Here is a 20,399-nt window from a genome sequence, read left to right as displayed (position 1 = left end):
TAAAGCGGAGCAAGCGCGAAGGGGGGAGAGGGCACGGGGGATCCGGCGGCGCGGCGGTTTCGATGGCCCGCCAGGACGGCCTTGCGATGCGACGTGCGGATGGCAGGCCCGGCTCGGACCGCCCGCGTTTTTGACGGAGGCTGGGCCCCGGCTGAGACGTCCCGGCCACCAAAGGCCCGTTGCCGCGCCGGCGCGGCTCGCCTAGGCATCGGCGGATGAGACACCGCCGCCTTCGAGAGTTCGCCGCACCGGCGCGTCAGACCTCTGCCCCGTGGCAGACGGTGGCCGGCGCGCTGATTGCGATCCTGTCGGGGATCGCGCTCATCCAGCTTCTGATCATGACGCTGACATCCCTGACGGCGGGCGCGGCGCAAGGCTGGTTCATCGGGCCGGGACCGGTGCCGGCTGTCATCAATGTCTCGCTCTTCGGTCTCTTCGCGGCCGGGCTCGCGATTTCGCTCCGCGCGATTCACGACCGGGGGCTGCTCTCCGCCGCCGGCTCCCTGCCCGACGCGCTCGACGATGCCCGGCGGGTTGCCGTGCCGGCGGCGTTTCTCGTGGGGCTGGTGCTGCTCCTGCCGCAGGCGGGCGGAACGGCGCGCACGCCGCTTCCCATTGGGGCCTGGGTCCTGCTTCTGCCGCTGTCCCTCGCCGCCGTGATGCTTCAGGCCGCGACGATGGAGATCTTTTTCCGGGGCTATCTCGCACAGCAGATCGCCGCGCGCTGGCCGACGGGTCCGTGGTGGGCCGTGGTGCCCGCGGCGATCTCCGCGCTGGCCTATCTGCCCTCCGGCGGGCCGCCCGAGGCGACGTGGCTGGGACTGATCTGGGGCGGCGCCTTCGGCCTCGCCGCGGCGGATCTGACCGGGCGGACGGGGACGATCGGGGCGGCCGTGGCGCTGACCGCGGTGGTGAACGCCGCGGGGCTGGTCTTCGTGACGTCGGGCGCGTCGATCTCCCCCCTCGCGCTCTGGCATGCAGGGTCCGCGTTGCAGGAGGCCGGTGTGGTCCTGACGGCCGCGACGGACCTCACGCTTCTTCTCGTGCTGTGGCTGGCGGCGCGGCTGGCGCTTCGGGTCTGAGCCTAGTCGAGCGCTCCCCCGCGGGCCGGCCCCGCGCCTTCGCCCGCCCCGTCGCCTGCTTTCGCCCGGAGCGTGGAGCCTTCGAGCACGCGGACCTCCCGCTGCGGGAAGGGAATGGTGATGCCGTTGTCCTTGAAGGCGTCCCAGAGGGCCAGGAAGACGTTGCCGCGGATGTTCGTCAGACCGCCGGTCGGGTCCATGATCCAGAAGCGCAGGATGTAATCCACGCTCGAATCGCCGAAGCCGACGATGTGGCAGACCGGCGGACGCGCGGAGATCACCCGCTCCGTCCGTGAGGCGGCCTCGATGGCGAGGCGGCGCACCAGGTGCGGATCGTCCCCGTAGGAGACGCCGAAATAGACGTCGAGCCGGACGAAGTTGTTGGTATGGGACCAGTTCACCACCTGCTGGGTGATCAGGTCCTCGTTTGGAATGAGGTATTCCTTGCCGTCCCGCGTGGTGATCGAGACGTATCGGGCGCCGAGAGAGTTGATCCAGCCGAAGGTGTTGCCGACGGTGATGACGTCCCCCGGCTTGATCGACTTGTCGAGCAGGATGATGATGCCGGAGACGAGGTTGGAGACGACCTTCTGCAGGCCGAAGCCGAGGCCGACGCCGATGGCGCCGGACAGGACGGCGAGGCCTGTGAGGTCGAACCCGACGGCTTTCAGCCCGATGAAGAACGCCGCACCGTAGAGCGCGACCTGCAGGAACTTCACCGCCAGAACCTGCATCGAGGGGCTGATTTCCTCGTTGCGACGGATCCGGCCCGAGATGGCGCCGGCCACGAACCGCGCGGCCGCGATCAGCAGGCCGACAATCGCCACCGCCTTCACGATCATCAGAAGCGAGAGGCGGAACTGCCCGAATTCCAGCGCCATGCCGTCCAGTACGCTGGCCGCGACGTCCAAGAGGCCGAGGTAATAGAGCGTCACGACGATCCATGCGCCCCAGGCCACCAGCCGTCGCAGCACCACGTTGCGGATGAGCCGCGCGGCGAAGCCGACGACGAGCCAGGCGGTCGCGATGGAGGCGGCGAGCTCAAGCAGGTAGCGGGAGGACGGCCAGGGGCTGATCTCGGCGACGACGAGGTTGGCGATGTAGATCATCGCGACGAAGGAGATGATCCGGATCCGCTGCTGGATCGTGAGGAGGACGCGCAGGCGCCACTTGGTTTCCCCCTCGAGGGTGCGCATCCAGGACCGCATCCTGGGCGAGAGCCACATGCGGATAAGCTGCGCGATCAGCGCGAGGAGTGCGATGAGGCCGAGCTGGTAGAGCTGCTTGCGCCCCGTGAGCGTGCCGGCGAAGCCCGAGATGTCGGACCATGCGCTCAGAAGGAGCCTGGAGAAGTCGCTGTCCATCTGAGGTCCGGCTCCCCGCAATCCACATGTCGAGCGCTCTGCGGAGTTAGCCTGCCACGAGCGGCGCGCAATGCTCAAGCGCGGGAACGGATCAGCGGGGAGCTTGCTCGGGCGCCGTGACCGTGCTGTCGGCGGGAAGCGGCGCCGGCGCCTCCGGAGTCTGCACCGGGACGCGGCGCTGCCACGCGCCGCTCGTCGCCGCCACGACGCACGCGCCCGCGACGAGACCCGCGATCAGGACGACATGCGTGAGGTTGTAGACGTGCCGCGTCATGTGGCCGGGCTCCGGTGCGCTCGTGTCCTCTTGAGAAGCAGTCTAGCCGACGGGCGCGCCCCTGCGCCAGCGTGCGGCCCTGCGGCGGGCTGTCCTCCGCGCCCAGCCTCGCCTCGTGCCCTTCCGCGCGGGCGTTTTGCCGCCGGTCGCGGGACGCCCCTTGATGAACAGGGGCGAAGGGCGTATTTCCGCCGGCCATGACACGCATCTTCGACATGGATGACCGCGCGCGCCTGCCTTGGCGCTTCTACGGCGCGCGCCTGACGATCCTCGCGCACCTATGAGACAGGTGCGGCCCACTCGCGTGCCGCCCGATCGCCTTAGCCCAAAGCCAGCCAATTCCGGGAGAGGACCGATGTCCCCCAAGACGCTCTATGACAAGATCTGGGATGCCCATGTCGTCGACGAAGCCGAAGACGGCACCTGCCTGCTCTACATCGACCGCCATCTCGTCCACGAGGTGACGAGCCCGCAGGCCTTCGAGGGCCTGCGCATGGCGAACCGCAAGGTGCGCGCGCCGGAGAAGACGATCGCCGTGCCGGACCACAACGTCCCCACGACGCTGGACCGCGCCGGCGGCATCCAGAACGAGGAGAGCCGCATCCAGGTCGATGCGCTCGACCGCAATGCCCGCGAGTTCGAGGTGAACTACTATCCCGTCAGCGACGTGCGGCAGGGCATCGTGCACATCGTCGGCCCCGAACAGGGCTGGACGCTGCCGGGCATGACCGTCGTCTGCGGCGACAGCCATACCGCGACGCACGGGGCCTTCGGCGCGCTGGCGCACGGGATCGGCACCTCCGAGGTGGAGCACGTCCTGGCGACCCAGACGCTCATCCAGCAAAAATCCAAGAACATGAAGGTCGAGATCACCGGCAAGCTCGCGCCGGGCGTCACGGCCAAGGACATCACCCTGTCCGTGATCGGCGAGACCGGCACCGCGGGCGGCACCGGGCACGTCATCGAGTATTGCGGCGAGGCGATCCGCTCGCTCTCCATGGAAGGGCGGATGACCGTCTGTAACATGGCGATCGAGGGTGGCGCCCGCGCCGGCCTGATCGCGCCGGACGAGACCACCTATGCGTATGTCGAAGGTCGCACCCACGCGCCGAAGGGCGCCCAGTGGGATGCCGCGCTCGCCTGGTGGAAAACGCTCTATTCCGACGACGACGCGCACTGGGACAAGGTCGTGACGATCCGCGGCGAGGACATCGCCCCCGTCGTGACCTGGGGCACCAGCCCCGAGGACGTGCTGCCGATCACCTCCACCGTGCCGGACCCGTCGAGCTTCGAGGGCGGCAAGGTCTCCGCCGCGCAGCGCGCGCTCGACTACATGGGGCTGAAGGCGGGTCAGAAGCTGAGCGACATCGAGATCGACACGGTCTTCATCGGCTCCTGCACCAATGGCCGGATCGAGGATCTGCGCGCCGCGGCCGCGATCCTGAAGGGCAAGAAGGTGAAGGACGGGCTGCGCGCCATGATCGTTCCCGGCTCCGGGCTCGTCCGCGCCCAGGCCGAGGAAGAGGGCCTCGCGGATATCTTCACCGAGGCGGGCTTCGAATGGCGCCTCGCCGGCTGTTCGATGTGCCTCGCGATGAACCCCGACCAGCTCTCCCCCGGCGAGCGCTGTGCGGCGACCTCCAACCGCAATTTCGAGGGTCGACAGGGCCGCGGGGGCCGGACGCACCTGATGTCCCCCCAGATGGCTGCGGCCGCCGCGCTCACCGGGCGGCTGACGGATGTGCGCGAGCTGATGTGACCAGATGACGGCGGGCGCGTCCGGCGCGCCCTTCTCCTTGAAGAGGGCCGGTCCGTTGCCGCGGACCGGCCCTTTTTCATGCCCCCCCCTCGCGCCGGTCGCGGTCCCCTGCGTCAGTCACGCTAAGACCGCCATTGGCCGCTTCCGTCCGAGGCCTACGTACCCAGGGCAAAGGAGACCTCCCATGCTGTCCTGGAAACGCTGGCTGTTCGCGGGCATCCTGTCCTCTGCGTTCGGCATCATCGCGCTCGCGAATGTGGTGGCGGCCGCCATCGCCGCAGTCACGCTGACGGGCATCCTTCTGATGCTCGCGGGCGCGGCGCAGATCTATGCCGCACTGGCAGGGCGGGACGACAACCGGGTCGTCTCCCTCGTCCTGGGAAGTCTGACGTTCTGCCTCGGCGCTCTGCTCATCGCCGATCCTTTCGCCGGCACATTCACGCTCGCACTTCTGCTGACGGCGATCCTCGCCGTTGCAGGGGGCGTGCGCCTCGTCCTCGCCTGGAGCATGCGGCGTACCCGGATTTTCTGGATCTTCCTGCTGACCGGCGCCGCCTCCGTCCTGATCGCGGGCGTGATCCTGGCGAACTTCGCGGAGGTCTCTCCGATCCTCATCGGAATCCTCTTCGGCGTCGAGCTTCTGGGCAACGGGATTGCACTGATCGCGCTGGCGCTGTTCCTGAGATTGGGCGGTTCGCGCTGATCGCGGGGAACCCGCCGCGTGCGCTTCGGTTGATCGCCGGTTCCAGAACAAACGGGCGCAGCACATGACGGATCTCATCCTCGTCGGGATCGGCGATATCGCGCAGAGCAAGCACGAGCCGGCCATCGCGGCCTCCGAGGACTTCACCCTGCGCGCCGCCGTCTCCCGTCATCACAGCGTCGAGGGCGTGGAGAACTGGAGCGATTACGATGACTTCCTGGTCGATGGGCCGGAGGGCGCCCTCTCTCTCACCGCTCCGCCCGAGGCGCGCCTCGCCATGACGCGCAAGGCCATTGCCGCCGGGCGGGACGTGATGATGGAAAAGCCCCCGGCGCCGACCGTCTCGGCCGCCCTCGATCTGGCGCAGCGCGCCCGGCAGGCGGGAACGGCGCTCCTCGGGAGCTGGCACATGCGCCACGGCATCGCGGTGCTCGAGGCGCAGCGCTGGCTCTCCGGACGGCGGATCCGGCGCGTCGACGTCGAGTGGTCGGAGGACGTGCGCAAGACCCATCCGGGGCAGGACTGGGTGTTCGAGGCAGGCGGCTTCGGAATCTACGACAACGTGACCAACGCGTTCTCACTGATGACCATCCTGCTGCCGGATGCCCTGTGCGTCACGTCCGCGACCCACGAGATCCCCGAGAACCGCTCGCAGCCGATCCGCACCGATCTCGAGATGGAAGCGGGGGATGCCCCGGTCGCACTCAAGGCGGACTGGCGCCACGAGGGCGAGCGCATCTTCCGGATCGAGATCGAGACCGATCGCGGCACGCTCGTTCTACCGGATGGCGGCCACGCGCTTCAGGCGGACGGAAAGACGCTGGTCGAAAAAGGGAGAGGACCAAGAGTATCATGCGCTCTACGCGTCCTTCGCCGCCGTCCTTGCCGAACGCCGCGTGGACGTGGACGTCCGCCCGCTTCAGCTCGCCGCCGACGCGTTCCTTCTCGCAGCCGCGAACCGGACCGACGCCTTCGACTTCTGAACCTTCGCCCGGGGAAGACCCGCTCGAACGTCCACCACGGGCCCGCGACGCCGATGGCGTCGGAGGCGGGCATCGCGATCACCGGGCGATATCGGCCATCCCCGGAGCCGCCCGCGAACCGTGGCGCGATGCCGGACCGCGACCTGCCGGAGATTGACCACGCACCGCCCGCCGCGCTATCGCCGCCGCTCCAATCTGCAAGGGAAGGTGTCATGGCACGTCGACGCAAGGGACGCGATATCTCCGGTTGGCTGGTGGTGGACAAGCCCGCCGGCCCCACCTCGACCGACGTGACGAACCGTCTTCGCCGCCGTCTCGACGCCAAGAAGGCCGGACATGCCGGCACGCTCGATCCCGCCGCGACCGGGATCCAGGCCATCGCGTTCGGCGAAGCGACGAAGACGCTGCCGTTCGTTGCCGATGCTGACAAGACCTACCGCTTCTGCGTCCGCTTCGGGGCGCGCACCGAGACCGACGATGCGGAGGGCCGGATCATCGACAGCTCGTCCTCGCGTCCTTCCGTCGAGGCCATCGCCGAGGCTCTGAGGGGCTACGAGGGGGAGATCATGCAGATCCCGCCCGCCTATTCTGCGGTGAAGGTCGAAGGCGAGCGCGCCTATGCCGTCGCCCGCGGCGGCGGCGAGGTGGACCTCGCGCCGCGCCCGCTCTGGATCGAGGAGCTGTCCCTCCTGGAGCGGCCCGATCCGGATCATGTCATCCTGCGCATGGTCTGCGGCAAGGGCGGCTACGTCCGCGCCATCGCCCGCGACCTGGGGCATGATCTCGGCTGCCTCGGCCATGTCCTGTGGCTCCGTCGGGAGGAGGCGGGCCCCTTCGCCGAGGAGGACGCCCTGACGCTGGAAGAGATCGAGGCCGCGGAGGATCCCGCGTCCCTGCTCCTGCCGCCCGAAGCTGCGCTGGACGACATTCCCGAGCTCCGGGCGACGGCCGAAGGCGCTGTTCGGTTGCGCAACGGCAATCCCGGCGCCGTCCTTCCGGGCGATGCGGAGTACGGGGATACGGCCTGGGCCTCTTATGACGGTCGCTGCCTGGCCATTGGCGAGTTCCGGGGCGGGATGCTGCATCCCACGCGCGTCCTCAACCAGCCCGGAGAATGAACGGCGTCGTTGTCAGGCGCTTCGTCGCGGACGGTGTCGAGAGCGAGGCGTCCTATTCCCCCTGCGAGCTGTACCGCTACCACCTGGAGCGGCGCTGGGCGGAGGGGCGGCGGCTCTGCGCTGTCCTGCTGAACCCCTCGACTGCGACCGAAACGAAGAACGACCCGACCATCGAGCGCTGCGTCCGCCGGGCGCGGGCGTCGAGCTACGGCGCGATCCGCATCTGCAATCTCTTCGCCCTTCGCGCCACCCGACCGCAGGATCTCAAGGCGCATGGCGATCCCGTCGGCGGCGCGGCTGCGGATGCGGCATTGCGTGCGGGAGCGGCCTGGGCGGACGACGTGCTGTGCGGCTGGGGCGCGCATGGCGCCCATCTGGGTCGCGGGGACGAAGTCGCGCAGCTTCTCGCGACATGCGGCCGACCGCTTCTCGCCCTCGGGGAGACCAAGGCGGGCGCGCCGAGGCACCCGCTCTACGTGGCCTATTCTGTCCGCCCCGCGCCCTGGCGCCGTTAACTATCTCTCCCGAATAGAGCGGATGTCGGAGGGGAACGGCGCCATAGTCCCGTGAACGGCAACTTCGGATTCAGATTCGTCTGCGCATCGTTGTCGAGGGGGCTACAGCAGAAGGAGCGGGCAGATGCTGGCGCTATTCGGTGCAATGAGCGCGCTCGTCGCGGGGGCTTTCGTCCCCCTGGCGTTCGGCGGAGACGATGATGAGGACGAGACCGACACCGATGAGGTGCAGGTCCGGTCCGGCGGCATTCCGGGCGATGAGACGGACGGCGGCTCTGGCGGTGGCGACCTTCTGGACAGCCTCGAAGGCCCGGAGGCGCGGGGCGATCTCGCGGCAAGTCCGGCAGGAACGGACGACGATCTCGACATGCTCGGGGATGAGCTCGACGTCGCCGGTCTCGACCCGACCTCGGCGGCGGAGGACGGACCCGTTTCAGGTGTGATCTCCATCGGTACGACCGATCCGGATGAGGGCGCCGCCGATGATATCCCGGTCGGTCTCGATCCGACCTCGTTCGAGGATGCGACGCCGGTCGATACCGGTGATGACTTCGGTGACGACAGCGGGAGCATCGACCCCGAAGCCGTCCTCGATCCGATCTGGGACGAGGACGGCGCGCCGGAGGATCCCGGAACGGCCGATGTCATGGTGGGCACGGACGGTGCCGACAGCATCGATGGCGGCATGGGGGCGGACGAGATCCATGGCGGCGCCGGCCGCGATTCGCTCCATGGTGACGAGGGTGACGACACGATCCTCGGCGACGAGGGCGACGATTTCCTCGACGGCGGCGACGGTGACGACACGGTCATCGGCGGGACCGGGAAGGATTCGCTCAAGGGCGGCTTCGGGGACGACCACCTCGAAGGCGGCGCGGGTGCGGATACCATGAGGGGCGGCGCCGGCGACGATCAGCTGGAAGGTGGCGACGGCAACGACAACCTGTCCGGCAATCACGGGGATGACGTTCTCGACGGCGGCGCCGGGATGGACATGATCTCCGGCGGCGACGGGGATGACCTGCTCATGGGCGAGGAAACCGGAAGCGCCCAGATCGTGGACTTCCTCAACGGCGGGAGTGGGAACGACACCCTCGTCCTCGGCGCGGGGGACGTCGCGACCGGCGGCGACGGTGCCGATGTCTTCGAGATGGAAGCGGAATCGGATGGCGACGTGATGGAGATCATCGACTGGACCCCGGGCGAGGACAACATCGTCGTGGTCTACGACGTCATGGGCGGCACCCTGCCGGAACTGAGCCTTTCGGAAGACGGCGGTGCAACTGTCGTGGAGGCGGATGGCGTTCCTCTTGCTCGTGTCGAAGGCGGGGCGCTCTCGCTGGAGGACATCATGCTGGTCGGAACCGTAAGCTGACACGGAGGTGCGGTGCCTCGAGCGCCACATCGGCTCTCTGACCTCACGCCGGTCTGGTCATCTCCGGGCCGGCGCATCGCGTTTCAAGTGACAGCGATCCCGCTTTCCTTTTCGCCAGTTTTCCCCTATACGCCCCCATCCGCCGCGCTCCCGGTTCGCGGGATCGGCGGTCATTCTCCATGGGCCTTGCTGGACGACATCCCGGCTCGCGCCATTCACACGAACTCACGAAGGAGCCCCCGATGTCGATCACTGTCGAAGAAAAGCAGCGCGTCATGACCGAATACGCGACCAAGGAGGGCGACACCGGCTCTCCCGAGGTCCAGGTCGCGATCCTCACCAGCCGTATCGTTACGCTGACCGAGCACTTCAAGACGCACAAGAAGGACAACCACTCGCGTCGTGGTCTTCTGAAGCTCGTGGCCCAGCGCCGCAAGCTCCTGGACTACCTGAACGCGAAGAGCCCCGAGCGCTATCAGGACCTGATCAAGCGCCTCGGACTGCGCCGCTGATGGCGGGCGGGGCGACCGGTATGGCAGGGCCGCTGAGCGGCCGGGCCCAGCGCCGCCCCATGTGATATTCTGGTGTCGGGCGCCCTGCGGGCGCCCGTGCCGTATGAGCCCCCCTCTTGCAGGGGAGCCGAACGACACGCCCAGCCGCCGGGCCCCGCGGCGCGGGTGCCACGAGGAGGGGGCCTCGCGCGATCCGCAAGGTGCGGCGCGCGGACGTGATACGGCCGCGGCGGGGATACGCCCCGGCGGCCGGAACAAGGATACGAGATGTTTAACGTTAGCAAGAAATCCATGCAGTGGGGCGACGAGACCCTCACGCTCGAAACGGGCAAGGTCGCCCGCCAGGCCGACGGCTCCGTCATCGCCACGCTGGGCGAGACCTCCGTCATGGCGAACGTCACGTTCGCCAAGGAGCCGAAGCCCGGTCAGGACTTCTTCCCCCTGACCGTTCACTACCAGGAAAAGTACTACGCCGCGGGCAAGGTCCCCGGTGGTTTCTTCAAGCGCGAGGCCCGGCCGACCGAGAAGGAAACGCTGACCTCCCGCCTGATCGACCGTCCGATCCGGCCGCTGTTCGTGTCGGGCTTCAAGCATGAGGTCCTGGTCATCTGCACCGTCCTCAGCCACGACCTCGTCAACGATCCCGACATCGTCGCCATGATCGCGGCCTCCGCGGCCCTGACGATCTCCGGTGCGCCGTTCCTCGGCCCGATCGCCGCAGCCCGCGTCGGCTTCTCGAACGGCAACTACGTTCTGAACCCCGACGTCGCCGACATGGACCAGCTGCGCAACAATCCCGAGCAGCGGCTTGACCTCGTGGTCGCCGGTACGAAGGATGCGGTGATGATGGTCGAGTCGGAGGCCTACGAGCTGTCCGAGGACGAGATGCTGGGCGCCGTGACCTTCGCGCACGAGCAGATCCAGCCGGTCATCGACCTGATCGTGGATCTCGCCGAGGATGCCGCGAAAGAGCCGTTCGACTTCCAGCCGCCCGAGTACGGCGCGCTCTACGAGACCGTCCGGTCAGCTGGCGAAGAGAAGATGCGTGCGGCCTACGGGATCACGGACAAGCAGCAACGTGTGGCCGCCGTGTCCGCCGCGCGCGAGGATATCCGTGCGGGGCTCACCGAAGAGCAGCTCGAGGATCCGAACCTCGGCTCCGCCCTGAAGAAGCTCGAATCCGCTGTCCTGCGCGGCGACGTCGTCCGCAACGGTCGCCGGATCGACGGCCGGGCCCTCGACGAGGTGCGCCCGATCGTCTCCGAGACAGGGTTCCTTCCGCGCACCCATGGCTCCGCCCTCTTCACCCGCGGCGAGACGCAGGCCCTCGTGGTCTCGACCCTCGGCACCGGCGACGACGAGCAGATCATCGACGCGCTGCACGCCAACTACCGCTCCAACTTCCTGCTGCACTACAACTTCCCCCCCTACTCGGTGGGCGAGGTCGGCCGGTTCGGCCCTCCGGGACGCCGCGAGATCGGCCACGGGAAGCTGGCCTGGCGCGCGCTTCAGGCGGTTCTCCCGGCGGCGACGGATTTCCCCTACACGATCCGTCTCGTCTCCGAGATCACCGAGTCGAACGGCTCTTCCTCGATGGCTTCCGTCTGCGGCGGTTCGCTGTCGATGATGGATGCGGGCGTTCCGCTCAAGGCGCCGGTCGCCGGTGTCGCGATGGGTCTCGTGCTCGAGGATGACGGCGAATACGCGATCCTGACGGACATCCTCGGTGACGAGGATCACCTCGGCGACATGGACTTCAAGGTCGCCGGGACCGAGAGCGGCATCACCTCGCTGCAGATGGACATCAAGGTCGCGGGCATCACGCCCGAGATCATGAAGGCCGCCCTTGCCCAGGCGAAGAACGGCCGCATGCACATCCTCGGCGAGATGGCCAAGGCCCTGACCGAAGCGCAGGACTTCTCCGTCCACGCGCCGCGCATCGAGACGATGCAGGTTCCGACCGACAAGATCCGTGAAGTGATCGGCTCGGGCGGCAAGGTCATCCGGGAGATCGTCGAGGTCTCCGGCGCCAAGGTCGACATCAACGATGACGGCATCGTCAAGATCGCGTCCCCGAACGGCGAGGCCATCCAGAAGGCCTACGACATGATCTATTCGATCGTGGCCGAGCCGGAAGAGGGCAAGGTCTACAAGGGCAAGGTCGTGAAGATCGTCGACTTCGGCGCCTTCGTGAACTTCTTCGGCAAGCGCGACGGTCTCGTGCATGTCAGCCAGATCGAGAACCGCCGCCTGAACCACCCCTCCGACGTTCTGAAAGAGGGTCAGGAAGTCTGGGTCAAGCTGCTCGGCTTCGATGATCGCGGCAAGGTTCGCCTGTCGATGAAGATGATCGATCAGGAGACCGGCGAAGAGACGAAGAGCGAGGAGACCGCCGAGTAAGGCGTTCTCTTCCCATCGAATCCAGGAAGGCCCCGGCAGCGATGCCGGGGCCTTTTTCGTATGTCCGTTCGGAAAGGCCTTCTCTTGATGCTCCGTTACGATATACTGTAACTTATTGAGCTCACTGGAAAAAGTCGGACGGTCATTCGCGCCTTCATGGCAGTGTCACATCGCGGCCCTATCCCGGCGCCGACAACAATCGCCGCATATCCGGGGGACTTCCGATGAAAGCGACACTCACCGCCATGGCCACTGTCCTGGCTGCCACTGCTGCCGGCGCGCAGGATCTGCCGCAGGCCGACAGCCAGTGGTACACCGACGCCCAGGGCGTCCTGAACGACATGATCGAGCGCCAGCAGAACACGAACCGCGCGCTCAACGTGATCCTCTTCGTGGCGGACGGCAACGGCGTCGGCACCAACTACGCCACGCGCATCTTCGCCGGTCAGGAAGAAGGCAAGCTCGGCGAGGAGCACGTCCTCCCCTACGAGGCCTACCCGAACCTCGCCCTCGCCAAGACCTACAACATCAACGCCCAGACGCCCGATTCCGCGCCGACCGCCGGCGCGATGAACACCGGCGTCAAGCAGGTCTTCAACACGATCAACCTGAGCGAAGAGGGCGTTCACGACCAGTGCGCGTCCGAAGAGGGCAACAAGCTGACGACCTTCGCCGAGCTGGCCTCGGACGCCGGCAAGTCGGTCGGGATCGTGACCTCGGCGCGCATCACGCACGCAACCCCCGCCGCGGTCTATGCCAAGACGGCGAACCGCAACTGGGAAGGCGAGGCCGCCGAAGGCTGCACCGACATCGCGACGCAGCTCCTGGAATCCATGCAGTCCGGCGTGGTCGACATCGCGCTCGGCGGTGGTGCCCGCGCCTTCGCCCCCGAGGGCACGGATCTCGGTGACGGCATGCTGGGCAGCCGCGGGGACGACGTCGATCTCGTCGCGATGGCGAAGGAGGCCGGTGCCGCCTACGCCTACAATCTCGAGACGCTCCAGGCGATCAACCTCGAAGAGGGTGCCCCGGTCCTGGGCCTGTTCGGCGCCTCCCACATGTCCTACGAAGCGGACCGCCCCGAAAGCGAGCCGTCCCTCGTGAACATGGTCGAAACCGCGATCGAGTACCTCTCGAATAACGAAGACGGTTTCTACCTCGAGATCGAATCCGGCCGCGTCGACCATGCCAACCACGCCGGCAATGCCTATCGCGCACTGACCGACGGCGTCGAATTCGCGAATGCCGTGGCGCTGGCCGACGAGATGACGGACGACTCCGATACGCTCATCATCGTCACCGCAGACCACGAGCACTCCATCGCGTTCAACGGCTATTGCGGCCGCGGCACGCCGATCCTCGGCCTCTGCATGGACATCGCGGCGGGCCAGGTCGAGCATTCGGGCGAGCCCGTGCTCGCCGATGACGGCCTGCCCTACACGGTCATCGGCTACCTCAACGGCCCGGGCTCCGTGCTGAAGCCGGAGATGGACGCCGACGCCGGCTCCGAGACCGAGACCGCCGCCGACGTTCAGGCGAGCCAGCCCACCGACGAAGCCGAAGCCGAAGAGCCCCAGGTTCCGGTCTTCTCCGGCTCCCGCGGTGAGCTGACGCAGGAGGATGTGACGGATATCGACTACCTCCAGCAGGCGCTGATCCCCAAATCCTCCGAGAGCCACTCGGGCGAGGACGTGGCAATCTACGCCAAGGGCCCCTGGGCGCACCTGATCGACGGCACCGTGGAGCAGAACTACATCTTCCACGTCATGCATCACGCCGCGATGGGCGCCGATCAGTAACCACGCCGCTCCGGCGTGACGACACGAGGGGGAGGGGCGCCGCGCGCGGTCCTCCTCCGTTTTTCGTTCCGGGCACTTACTTCCCGCAACCCAAGAGGATCCCGACATGCATCGCAGAACCCTCCTCGCCAGCGGCATCGCGACCCTTGCCATGCCACGCCTCGCCCTTGCCGCCGAGGTCGTGAAGCTGAGGGATCTCTACGAGAAGGACGGCAGTTTCACGGATCTCGCCCTGTCCCACGAGGGCAAACGGGTGACGGTAGAGGGATTCATGGCCCCGCCTCTCAAGGCCAACTCGCAGTTCTTCGTCCTGACCAAGCGGCCGATGGCGGTTTGCCCGTTCTGCGAAAGCGAAGCGGAATGGCCGGACGACATTCTCGCCGTCTATACCAAGCGCATCGTCAACCCGGTCTATTTCACCGTCAACATCGCGGCGAGCGGCGTGCTCGAACTCGGTGCGATGAGGGACGAGGAGACCGGCTTCGTCAGCCGCGTCCGCCTTGCAGATGCTGCGTGGAACGCCTGACCCCATGCCACTTTCCCTAGAGATCAATGACCTTGTCGTCCGGGGGCGGCGAGGCGGGCGCGAACTGGTCCACGTGCCTCACCTCAGTATCGCCGCCGGTGAAGCGGTGGGGGTGCGCGGGCCGTCCGGCGCCGGGAAGTCATCGCTTCTGTTCGCGCTCGCCGGGCTTTCTCCGTTCGTCGAGGGGGAGGTGCGCTGGGGCACCGAGAACATCGCAGCGATGAGGCCCGCCCGCGCCGCCGCGTTCCGGCGAAGCCATGTCGGCATGATCTTTCAGGACCACCTCCTCTTCGAGGAACTGGGACCGGACGCAAACGCCGCCATTGCCGGGGCCTTTGCGCCGCGAGCTGAAAGGGCGGCGCGCCGCGAGCGCGCGTCCGCTGCACTCCGTCGTCTGGCTGTTCCGGAGGGCGCTCGCAAAGTGGAGACGTTCTCAGGCGGCGAGCGTCAGCGCGTGGCCGTGGCCCGCGCCCTCGCCGGGGCACCGTCGATCCTGCTCGCGGACGAGCCGACCGCCAGCCTGCCGCGAGAGGCCTCGGTGAAGCTGACCCAGGACCTGCTCCATGCCGCGCGGGAGAGGGGGGCGACGCTGATCGCCGTGTCCCATGATCTCGCCCTCCTGGATGCGATGGACCGTGTGATCACGATCGAGCACGGCCGGATCCTGGAGACGGTGCGATGAACGATCTGTGGCTTTCCCTTCCCGCCTTCGCGCAGGATCTGCTGATCCTCGTGGCGCTTCTTCTGCCGGCGATTCTCACGGGTGCCGTCCTCTGCGCCGGCTTCGCCCCCGGTCCCCTGGTTCGGGCGATGATCGGGCGGTTCCGCTGGGTGTCCCTCGCCTTCGTCCTGCTCATCGCGGTCTCGGTCGGGATGGGCACCGGCCTCACCTCTCAGGAGCGCAGCCTCCGCACCGGCCTCGCCGCAGCGGCCGACAAGTTCGACATCATCGTCGCGCGCCCGGGCAGCGAGATCACGGCGCTTCTGGCTGCCGTCTATCTCCAGCCGTCCGATATCGGCCTGATCGGCGGGGAGGCGTATGACCGCGTCGCCACACACCCCAGAGCCGAGATCGCGGCGCCTCTGGCCTTTGGCGACAGCTTCAGGGGCGCGCCCATCGTCGGCACGACGGAGGATTTCGCGCTCTACCTCGCGGATGGCGCGCTGGCGGAGGGGCGGATGTGGCAAGATGTGCCCGAAGCGCTGGCGGGGGCCCGCTCGGGCCTGTCCGTCGGCGATATCGTCGTGCCGTCCCACGGCCACGGTGCCGCGGCCGATTCGGAGGCCCATGCAGGCGTCGAGATCGTCGTGACCGGGCTACTGCCGCCGTCCGGCTCCCCGTGGGATACCGCGATCCTCGTGCCCGTGGAGCAGGTCTGGGAGACGCACGGCCTCGTCAACGGCCACGCCATCGGGGAGACGCACTTAGGCCCGCCCTTCGACCCCGAGAGCTTTCCCGGAACGCCGGCCATCGTCGTTCATGCCGCGGACCTGGCCTCCGCCTACGGATTGCGGCAGACCTTCGACAACCAGGACGACACGATGGCGTTCTTCCCGGGCGCGGTGCTGACCCGGCTCTATGCGATCATGGGGGACGTGCGGCGGGCGATGTCCCTGATGGCGGTGACGACCCAGGCGCTCGTCGCGGCGTCGATCCTCCTCGGGCTCTTCATCCTGTCGCGGCTCTTCCGCCGGCAGGTCGCGCTCCTCAGGGCGCTCGGTGCGCCGTCGCGTTTCATCCTGGCGGTCGTCTGGTGCTTCGGTGCGGCGCTCATCCTTGCGGGCGCGCTCATAGGTCTGGCCCTGGGCGTCGCTGCGGCGCAGGTGCTCTCCGCCATCGTCGCGGCGCGCACGGATGTCGCGATGGCCGCGGGGATCGGCTGGCCGGAGCTGCACCTCGTCGCGGGCTTTCTGTCGCTTGTCTCGCTCGTGGCGCTCCTGCCCGCCTGGGCGGTGCTGCGCCAACCCGTCGCCGCATCCCTCAGGGGCTAGGCGGACAGGCCCTGCATCAGGCGGGGGCGGTCGCCCGAGAGGCCGGCCGCCTCCCGCATCACCGCGCGGCGCAGGCCCGGCACCCGCGTGACCGCTTCCATGCCGAGGTCGCGGAACGCGCGCAGGAACGGATCGTCGTTGGAGAACAGGCGCACGAAGGCGTCGGTGGCCGTCGCGAGCGCGGCCCGGTCGAAGGAGCGCCAGCGCCGGTGCCGTTCCAGCACGTCCGCCGCGCCGATATCCTCGCCACGCCTCCGCGCCTCAGCGATCACCTCGACCAGTGTGGCCACGTCCCGCAGGCCCTGGTTCAGGCCCTGCCCGGCAATGGGGTGAACCGATTGCGCGGCCTCCCCGATCAGCGCCAGCCGCGGCTCCACGATCCGGTTCGCCAGCGACAGCGCCAGCGGGAACGCGGCCCGCGCGCCTTCGATCGACAGCTCGCCGAGGAACCCGCCGACGCGGGGACGAAGCGCGGCGAGAAAGCCCGGCTCGTCCAGCGAAGCGTAGTGCTTCGCGATCCCCTCCGCCTCCGACCAGACGATGGCGCTCCGCCGTCCGGTCAGGGGCAGGATCGCGAGCGGCCCGCCGGGCATGAAGAACTGGTGCGCGATGCCCTCGTGGTCCCTCTCGTGCGCGATGGTGGCGACGAGGGCCATCTGGCGATAGCGCCATCCGGTGCGGCTGATCTTCGCGCGTGACGCGACGCCGCTCCTGCCGCCATCGGCGCCGACGAGAAGCGCGGAGGAGAGCGTCCGCCCGTCCGCGAGCGTCACCGTGGCGCGGGTGCCCTCCGTCGTCTGGGAGCTGATCTCGATGCCGGTGATGACCTCGATGCCCTCAGCCGCGTCGATGGCCTCCCAGAGCGCCCGGCGCAGGACCGCATCCTCCACCATGGCGCCGAAGGGGCCCTCCTCCAGTTCTCCCGAATCAAGGATGAGCGCGAGGGGAGAGGCGCCCTCGCCGGCGCGCCCGTCGCTGGCGCGGACGCCGAGGATGGGCTGCTGGCCGTCGCCGGTGCGGGACCAGACGCCGGTGGCGCGCAGCACGTTCACCGATCCATGCGCGAGCGCGTAGGCACGTGGGTTCGCCCCGGCCTGACGGGGATTCGCCTCCCGGTCGATCAGGGTGACGGTCAGCCCCGCATCGGCGGCGGCGAGGGCGAGGGCGGGACCGTTCAGGCCACCGCCGACGATGATGAGATCCGAGTCGGTGTTCATGGCGGTGATACCTACGCCGGGTGCCGGGATTGTCCATGCACCCGGGCGCCGCTACCGTCAGACCCTCGTGAACAGAAGCAGGGAGAACACGGGCGCATGGCGGCGAACTGGCAGGACATGACCGCATCGGGGCTCGGACGCGGGATCGAGGCGGGCCAGATCGATCCGGTGGAGCTGACGGAGATGTACCTGTCCGCCATCGAATCGCATCCCGAAGGGTCGCGCATCTACGCCCGCCTCACGCCGGAGCGCGCCCGCGCCGAAGCGGAGGCCGCGGGCCTGCGGGCGCGGCAGGGGGTCAGGCGGCACCTCCTCGACGGCATCCCGCTCAGTTGGAAGGATCTGTTCGACAGTGCCGGGACGGGCACGGAGGGCGGAAGCGCGCTTCTGAAAGGCCGCGTGCCGGAGCGGGATGCGCAGGTTCTGGCCACGGCAACGGCAGGTGGATCCGTCTGCCTCGGCAAGACCCACCAGACCGAGCTCGCCTTTTCCGGGCTCGGCGTGAACCCCTCGACGGCATCCCCGCCGAATGCGCTCGATCCCGACCGCGTCTCCGGCGGGTCGTCCTCCGGCGCCGCCGTTTCAGTGGCGCTCGGGCTCGCGCCGGGCGCCATCGGCTCCGATACCGGCGGCTCGGTTCGCGCGCCGGCGGCGTTCAACGGCCTCGTGGGGCTGAAAACGTCCGTGGGAGCGCTGCCCATGGAGGGCGTCCTGCCCCTCGCGCCCCGGTTCGACAGCATCGGTCCGCTCGCACAGTCGGTGGAGGATGCGGCTGCGATCCTGTCACTTCTCTCCGGCCGGAAGGCGCCTGATCTCGGCGGGGCGAGCCTCTCGGGCGTGCGCCTCCTGATCTGCAGGGAGGTGGCCTTCGACGGAATAGAGGATGGACCGGCGGAGGGGTTCGACCACGCCCGGCGCGCCTTCGAGGCCGCCGGAGCCCGGGTCGCGGAGGGAGAGCTGCCCTTCGTGCGAGAGGCTGCCGGCCTTTCGTCCAAGCTGTTCGCGCCGGAGGCCTACGGGGTCTGGAAAGACGCGATTGAGGCCGATCCGGGCGCGATGTACCCGCCGATCCTCGAGCGCTTCCGCGGCGGGCGGGATTTGCCGGCGGCGGAGTACGTCGATGCCTGGCGACAGCTGGACCGGATCCGCGCCGAATGGACGGCCGCGACGGCCGGATACGACGCCGTGATCCTGCCCACCGTTCCGATTCTGCCGCCCCTGCTGCAAGACATGCTCGCCGATGAGGAGGCTTTCGCGGAACGCAACCAGCTGAGCCTCAGAAATACCCGGATCGGCAACCTGACGGGATCCTGCAGCCTCACCCTGCCTGCGGGCCCCGCGATGACCGGGGTCTCGCTGCTGATGCCGCCGGGCAGCGAAGCGCGGCTCCTGAGGCTTGGTGCCGGGGCGGAACGGGCCATCGGCGCGCGCTGATCCGGACCCCGGCCAGTCGGCCCGAAAGCAACAATCTTATCGCGGGGGCGCCACAATTCTGGACCGGCGCCCCCCGCCCGGTTACTTTCCTCGCAAAGAGCGGGGCGCGAACGATCCCGCATGAGGCAGACAGCAGTGACGCAGTATAGCGCATGACCTTCCCCGGGCGCTTCTCAAGCTTGCCGGATTACGTGTTTCCGCGGTTGCGGAAGCTCCTCGACGGACGTGAGCCCGGCGCCGAGCCGTTCGACATGACCATCGGCGAGCCGCGCCACGGGATGCCCGATTTCGTCGCGGAGATCATGGCCGAGGAGATCGGCGGCTTTGCGCGCTATCCGAAGAACGAAGGCACCGAGGCCCTCCGTGAGGCGATCGCGGGCTGGCTCGGGCGGCGCTACGGCGCGGCCCTCGACCCCGATAGCCAGATCATCAGCCTCAATGGCTCCCGCGAAGGCCTTTTCCACGCCGCCCTCGCGCTCTGCCCGGAGGAAAAGGCCGGCCAGCGCCCCGCGATCCTGACGCCCAATCCGTTCTACGGCGCCTACACGCTCGGGGCTCCGGTGCTCGGCGCGGATCTGCATTTCGTCTCCGCAACCGAGGAAACCGGCTACCTTCCGCGCTTCGATGAGCTGCCCGAGGAGCTCCTGCAGCGCACGGCGCTCGTCTATGTCGGATCGCCCTCCAACCCGCATGGCGCGGTGGCGAGCATGGAGTACTGGGAGGCGCTTCTCGGCCTAGCGGAGCGCCATGGCTTCACCGTGCTGGCGGACGAGTGCTATTCCGAGATCTATCGCGACGTGCCGCCCCCCGGCGCGTTCGAGGCGCTGCAGCGGGCCGGGACCGATCCCGAGCGACTCGTCGTCTTCAATTCGCTCTCCAAGCGGTCGAACCTGCCGGGCCTGCGCGCGGGCTTCGCCGCTGGCGGCAAGGACGCCATCGCGCGCATGAAGCTTTTGCGCGCCTGGGGCGGTGCGCCGCTGCCCGGCCCGATCCAGGCCGTCGCCGCGCGCGCCTGGTCGGACGAGACGCATGTGGAGGGAAACCGGCTCCTCTACAGGCAGAAATACGACCTTGCGGACGAGATCTTCGGCGAGGTTCCGGGCTACTCTCCGCCGGAGGCCGGCTTCTTCCTCTGGCTTCCGGTGGACGATGGCGAAGACGCCGCGATCCGGGCGTGGGAAGGCCAGGGACTGCGCATTCTTCCGGGCGCGTATTTCGCGCGGGGCGATGCGGACGACGTGCTTCCGGGCACCGGCCGGGTCAGGGTGGCGATGGTCGCCCCGGTCGATGACCTTCGCGGCGCGCTGCACCGGCTGCGCGACGTGCTCTACGACTGAATCGAGGGA

General features: G+C 68.4%; 17 protein-coding genes and 1 pseudogene. 15 read left to right on the top strand and 3 right to left on the bottom strand.

Going from position 1 to position 20,399, the window contains the following annotated elements:
- Nucleotides 1-215: 215 nt before the first annotated feature.
- Nucleotides 216-1,082, top strand: a complete 867-nt coding sequence (locus RM543_RS01725; RefSeq protein ID WP_311689027.1) for a CPBP family glutamic-type intramembrane protease — start codon at nt 216-218, stop codon at nt 1,080-1,082.
- A 2-nt stretch (nt 1,083-1,084) separates the two neighbouring features.
- Here the strand turns inward: RM543_RS01725 and RM543_RS01720 are convergent, their stop codons facing one another.
- Both RM543_RS01720 and RM543_RS01715 read right to left on the bottom strand, forming a co-directional pair.
- Nucleotides 1,085-2,446: a mechanosensitive ion channel family protein gene (locus tag RM543_RS01720; RefSeq protein ID WP_311689025.1), complete on the bottom strand. Its 1,362-nt coding sequence runs from the start codon at nt 2,444-2,446 to the stop codon at nt 1,085-1,087.
- A gap of 91 nt (nt 2,447-2,537) precedes the next feature.
- A complete protein-coding gene (locus tag RM543_RS01715) occupies nt 2,538-2,720 on the bottom strand; it encodes a hypothetical protein (RefSeq protein ID WP_311689023.1) in 183 nt (60 codons plus the stop codon).
- A gap of 355 nt (nt 2,721-3,075) precedes the next feature.
- On the opposite strand from RM543_RS01715, the gene leuC reads away from it, so the two are divergent.
- The 12 genes and pseudogenes from leuC to RM543_RS01655 all read left to right on the top strand — a co-directional run bounded on the left by leuC (nt 3,076) and on the right by RM543_RS01655 (nt 16,402).
- Entirely contained in the window at nt 3,076-4,479 is a 1,404-nt protein-coding gene (gene leuC, locus RM543_RS01710; RefSeq protein ID WP_311689021.1) for a 3-isopropylmalate dehydratase large subunit, read from the top strand.
- 184 nt (nt 4,480-4,663) lie between these two features.
- The gene (locus RM543_RS01705) at nt 4,664-5,182 is read left to right on the top strand and encodes an HdeD family acid-resistance protein (RefSeq protein WP_311689019.1); all 519 of its coding nucleotides are present in this window, start codon (nt 4,664-4,666) and stop codon (nt 5,180-5,182) included.
- A 64-nt stretch (nt 5,183-5,246) separates the two neighbouring features.
- Nucleotides 5,247-5,561: pseudogene (locus RM543_RS01700) on the top strand (Gfo/Idh/MocA family oxidoreductase); the annotation flags it as partial.
- An 816-nt stretch (nt 5,562-6,377) separates the two neighbouring features.
- On the top strand, nt 6,378-7,283 hold the full coding sequence (gene truB, locus RM543_RS01695; protein WP_311689841.1) for a tRNA pseudouridine(55) synthase TruB: 906 nt from the start codon (nt 6,378-6,380) through the stop codon (nt 7,281-7,283).
- Complete coding sequence (locus tag RM543_RS01690; protein ID WP_311689017.1) at nt 7,280-7,798, top strand: DUF1643 domain-containing protein; 519 nt, start codon at nt 7,280-7,282, stop codon at nt 7,796-7,798. The genes truB and RM543_RS01690 overlap by 4 nt, the downstream gene beginning before the upstream one ends.
- 124 nt (nt 7,799-7,922) lie before the next feature.
- Complete coding sequence (locus tag RM543_RS01685) at nt 7,923-9,173, top strand: calcium-binding protein (protein ID WP_311689015.1); 1,251 nt, start codon at nt 7,923-7,925, stop codon at nt 9,171-9,173.
- A 242-nt stretch (nt 9,174-9,415) separates the two neighbouring features.
- A complete protein-coding gene (gene rpsO, locus RM543_RS01680; RefSeq protein ID WP_116085017.1) occupies nt 9,416-9,685 on the top strand; it encodes a 30S ribosomal protein S15 in 270 nt (89 codons plus the stop codon).
- Between the two features lie 267 nt (nt 9,686-9,952).
- A complete protein-coding gene (pnp, locus tag RM543_RS01675; RefSeq protein WP_311689012.1) occupies nt 9,953-12,085 on the top strand; it encodes a polyribonucleotide nucleotidyltransferase in 2,133 nt (710 codons plus the stop codon).
- A gap of 224 nt (nt 12,086-12,309) precedes the next feature.
- Nucleotides 12,310-13,884: an alkaline phosphatase gene (locus RM543_RS01670; RefSeq protein WP_311689010.1), complete on the top strand. Its 1,575-nt coding sequence runs from the start codon at nt 12,310-12,312 to the stop codon at nt 13,882-13,884.
- A gap of 106 nt (nt 13,885-13,990) precedes the next feature.
- The gene (locus RM543_RS01665) at nt 13,991-14,410 is read left to right on the top strand and encodes a hypothetical protein (RefSeq protein WP_311689008.1); all 420 of its coding nucleotides are present in this window, start codon (nt 13,991-13,993) and stop codon (nt 14,408-14,410) included.
- A gap of 4 nt (nt 14,411-14,414) precedes the next feature.
- Nucleotides 14,415-15,092, top strand: a complete 678-nt coding sequence (locus RM543_RS01660; RefSeq protein WP_311689006.1) for an ATP-binding cassette domain-containing protein — start codon at nt 14,415-14,417, stop codon at nt 15,090-15,092.
- Nucleotides 15,089-16,402: an FtsX-like permease family protein gene (locus RM543_RS01655; protein ID WP_311689004.1), complete on the top strand. Its 1,314-nt coding sequence runs from the start codon at nt 15,089-15,091 to the stop codon at nt 16,400-16,402. Before RM543_RS01660 ends, RM543_RS01655 begins: the two co-directional genes overlap by 4 nt.
- Here RM543_RS01655 and RM543_RS01650 read toward each other — a convergent pair.
- Nucleotides 16,399-17,619 (bottom strand): UbiH/UbiF/VisC/COQ6 family ubiquinone biosynthesis hydroxylase, encoded by a 1,221-nt coding sequence (locus tag RM543_RS01650; RefSeq protein WP_311689002.1) that lies wholly within the window; start codon nt 17,617-17,619, stop codon nt 16,399-16,401. The two genes, RM543_RS01655 and RM543_RS01650, sit on opposite strands and share 4 nt — an antisense overlap.
- 96 nt (nt 17,620-17,715) lie before the next feature.
- Here RM543_RS01650 and RM543_RS01645 point away from each other — a divergent pair, with 96 nt between their 5' ends.
- Both RM543_RS01645 and RM543_RS01640 read left to right on the top strand, forming a co-directional pair.
- Entirely contained in the window at nt 17,716-19,053 is a 1,338-nt protein-coding gene (locus tag RM543_RS01645; RefSeq protein WP_311688999.1) for an amidase, read from the top strand.
- 152 nt (nt 19,054-19,205) lie between these two features.
- Complete coding sequence (locus tag RM543_RS01640; RefSeq protein ID WP_311688997.1) at nt 19,206-20,390, top strand: aminotransferase class I/II-fold pyridoxal phosphate-dependent enzyme; 1,185 nt, start codon at nt 19,206-19,208, stop codon at nt 20,388-20,390.
- Nucleotides 20,391-20,399: the final 9 nt, after the last annotated feature.

It is taken from the genome of Tropicimonas omnivorans (genome assembly GCF_031846565.1).
Lineage (GTDB): Bacteria > Pseudomonadota > Alphaproteobacteria > Rhodobacterales > Rhodobacteraceae > Tropicimonas_B > Tropicimonas_B omnivorans.
This window is presented reverse-complemented; position numbering and strand designations above follow the sequence as displayed.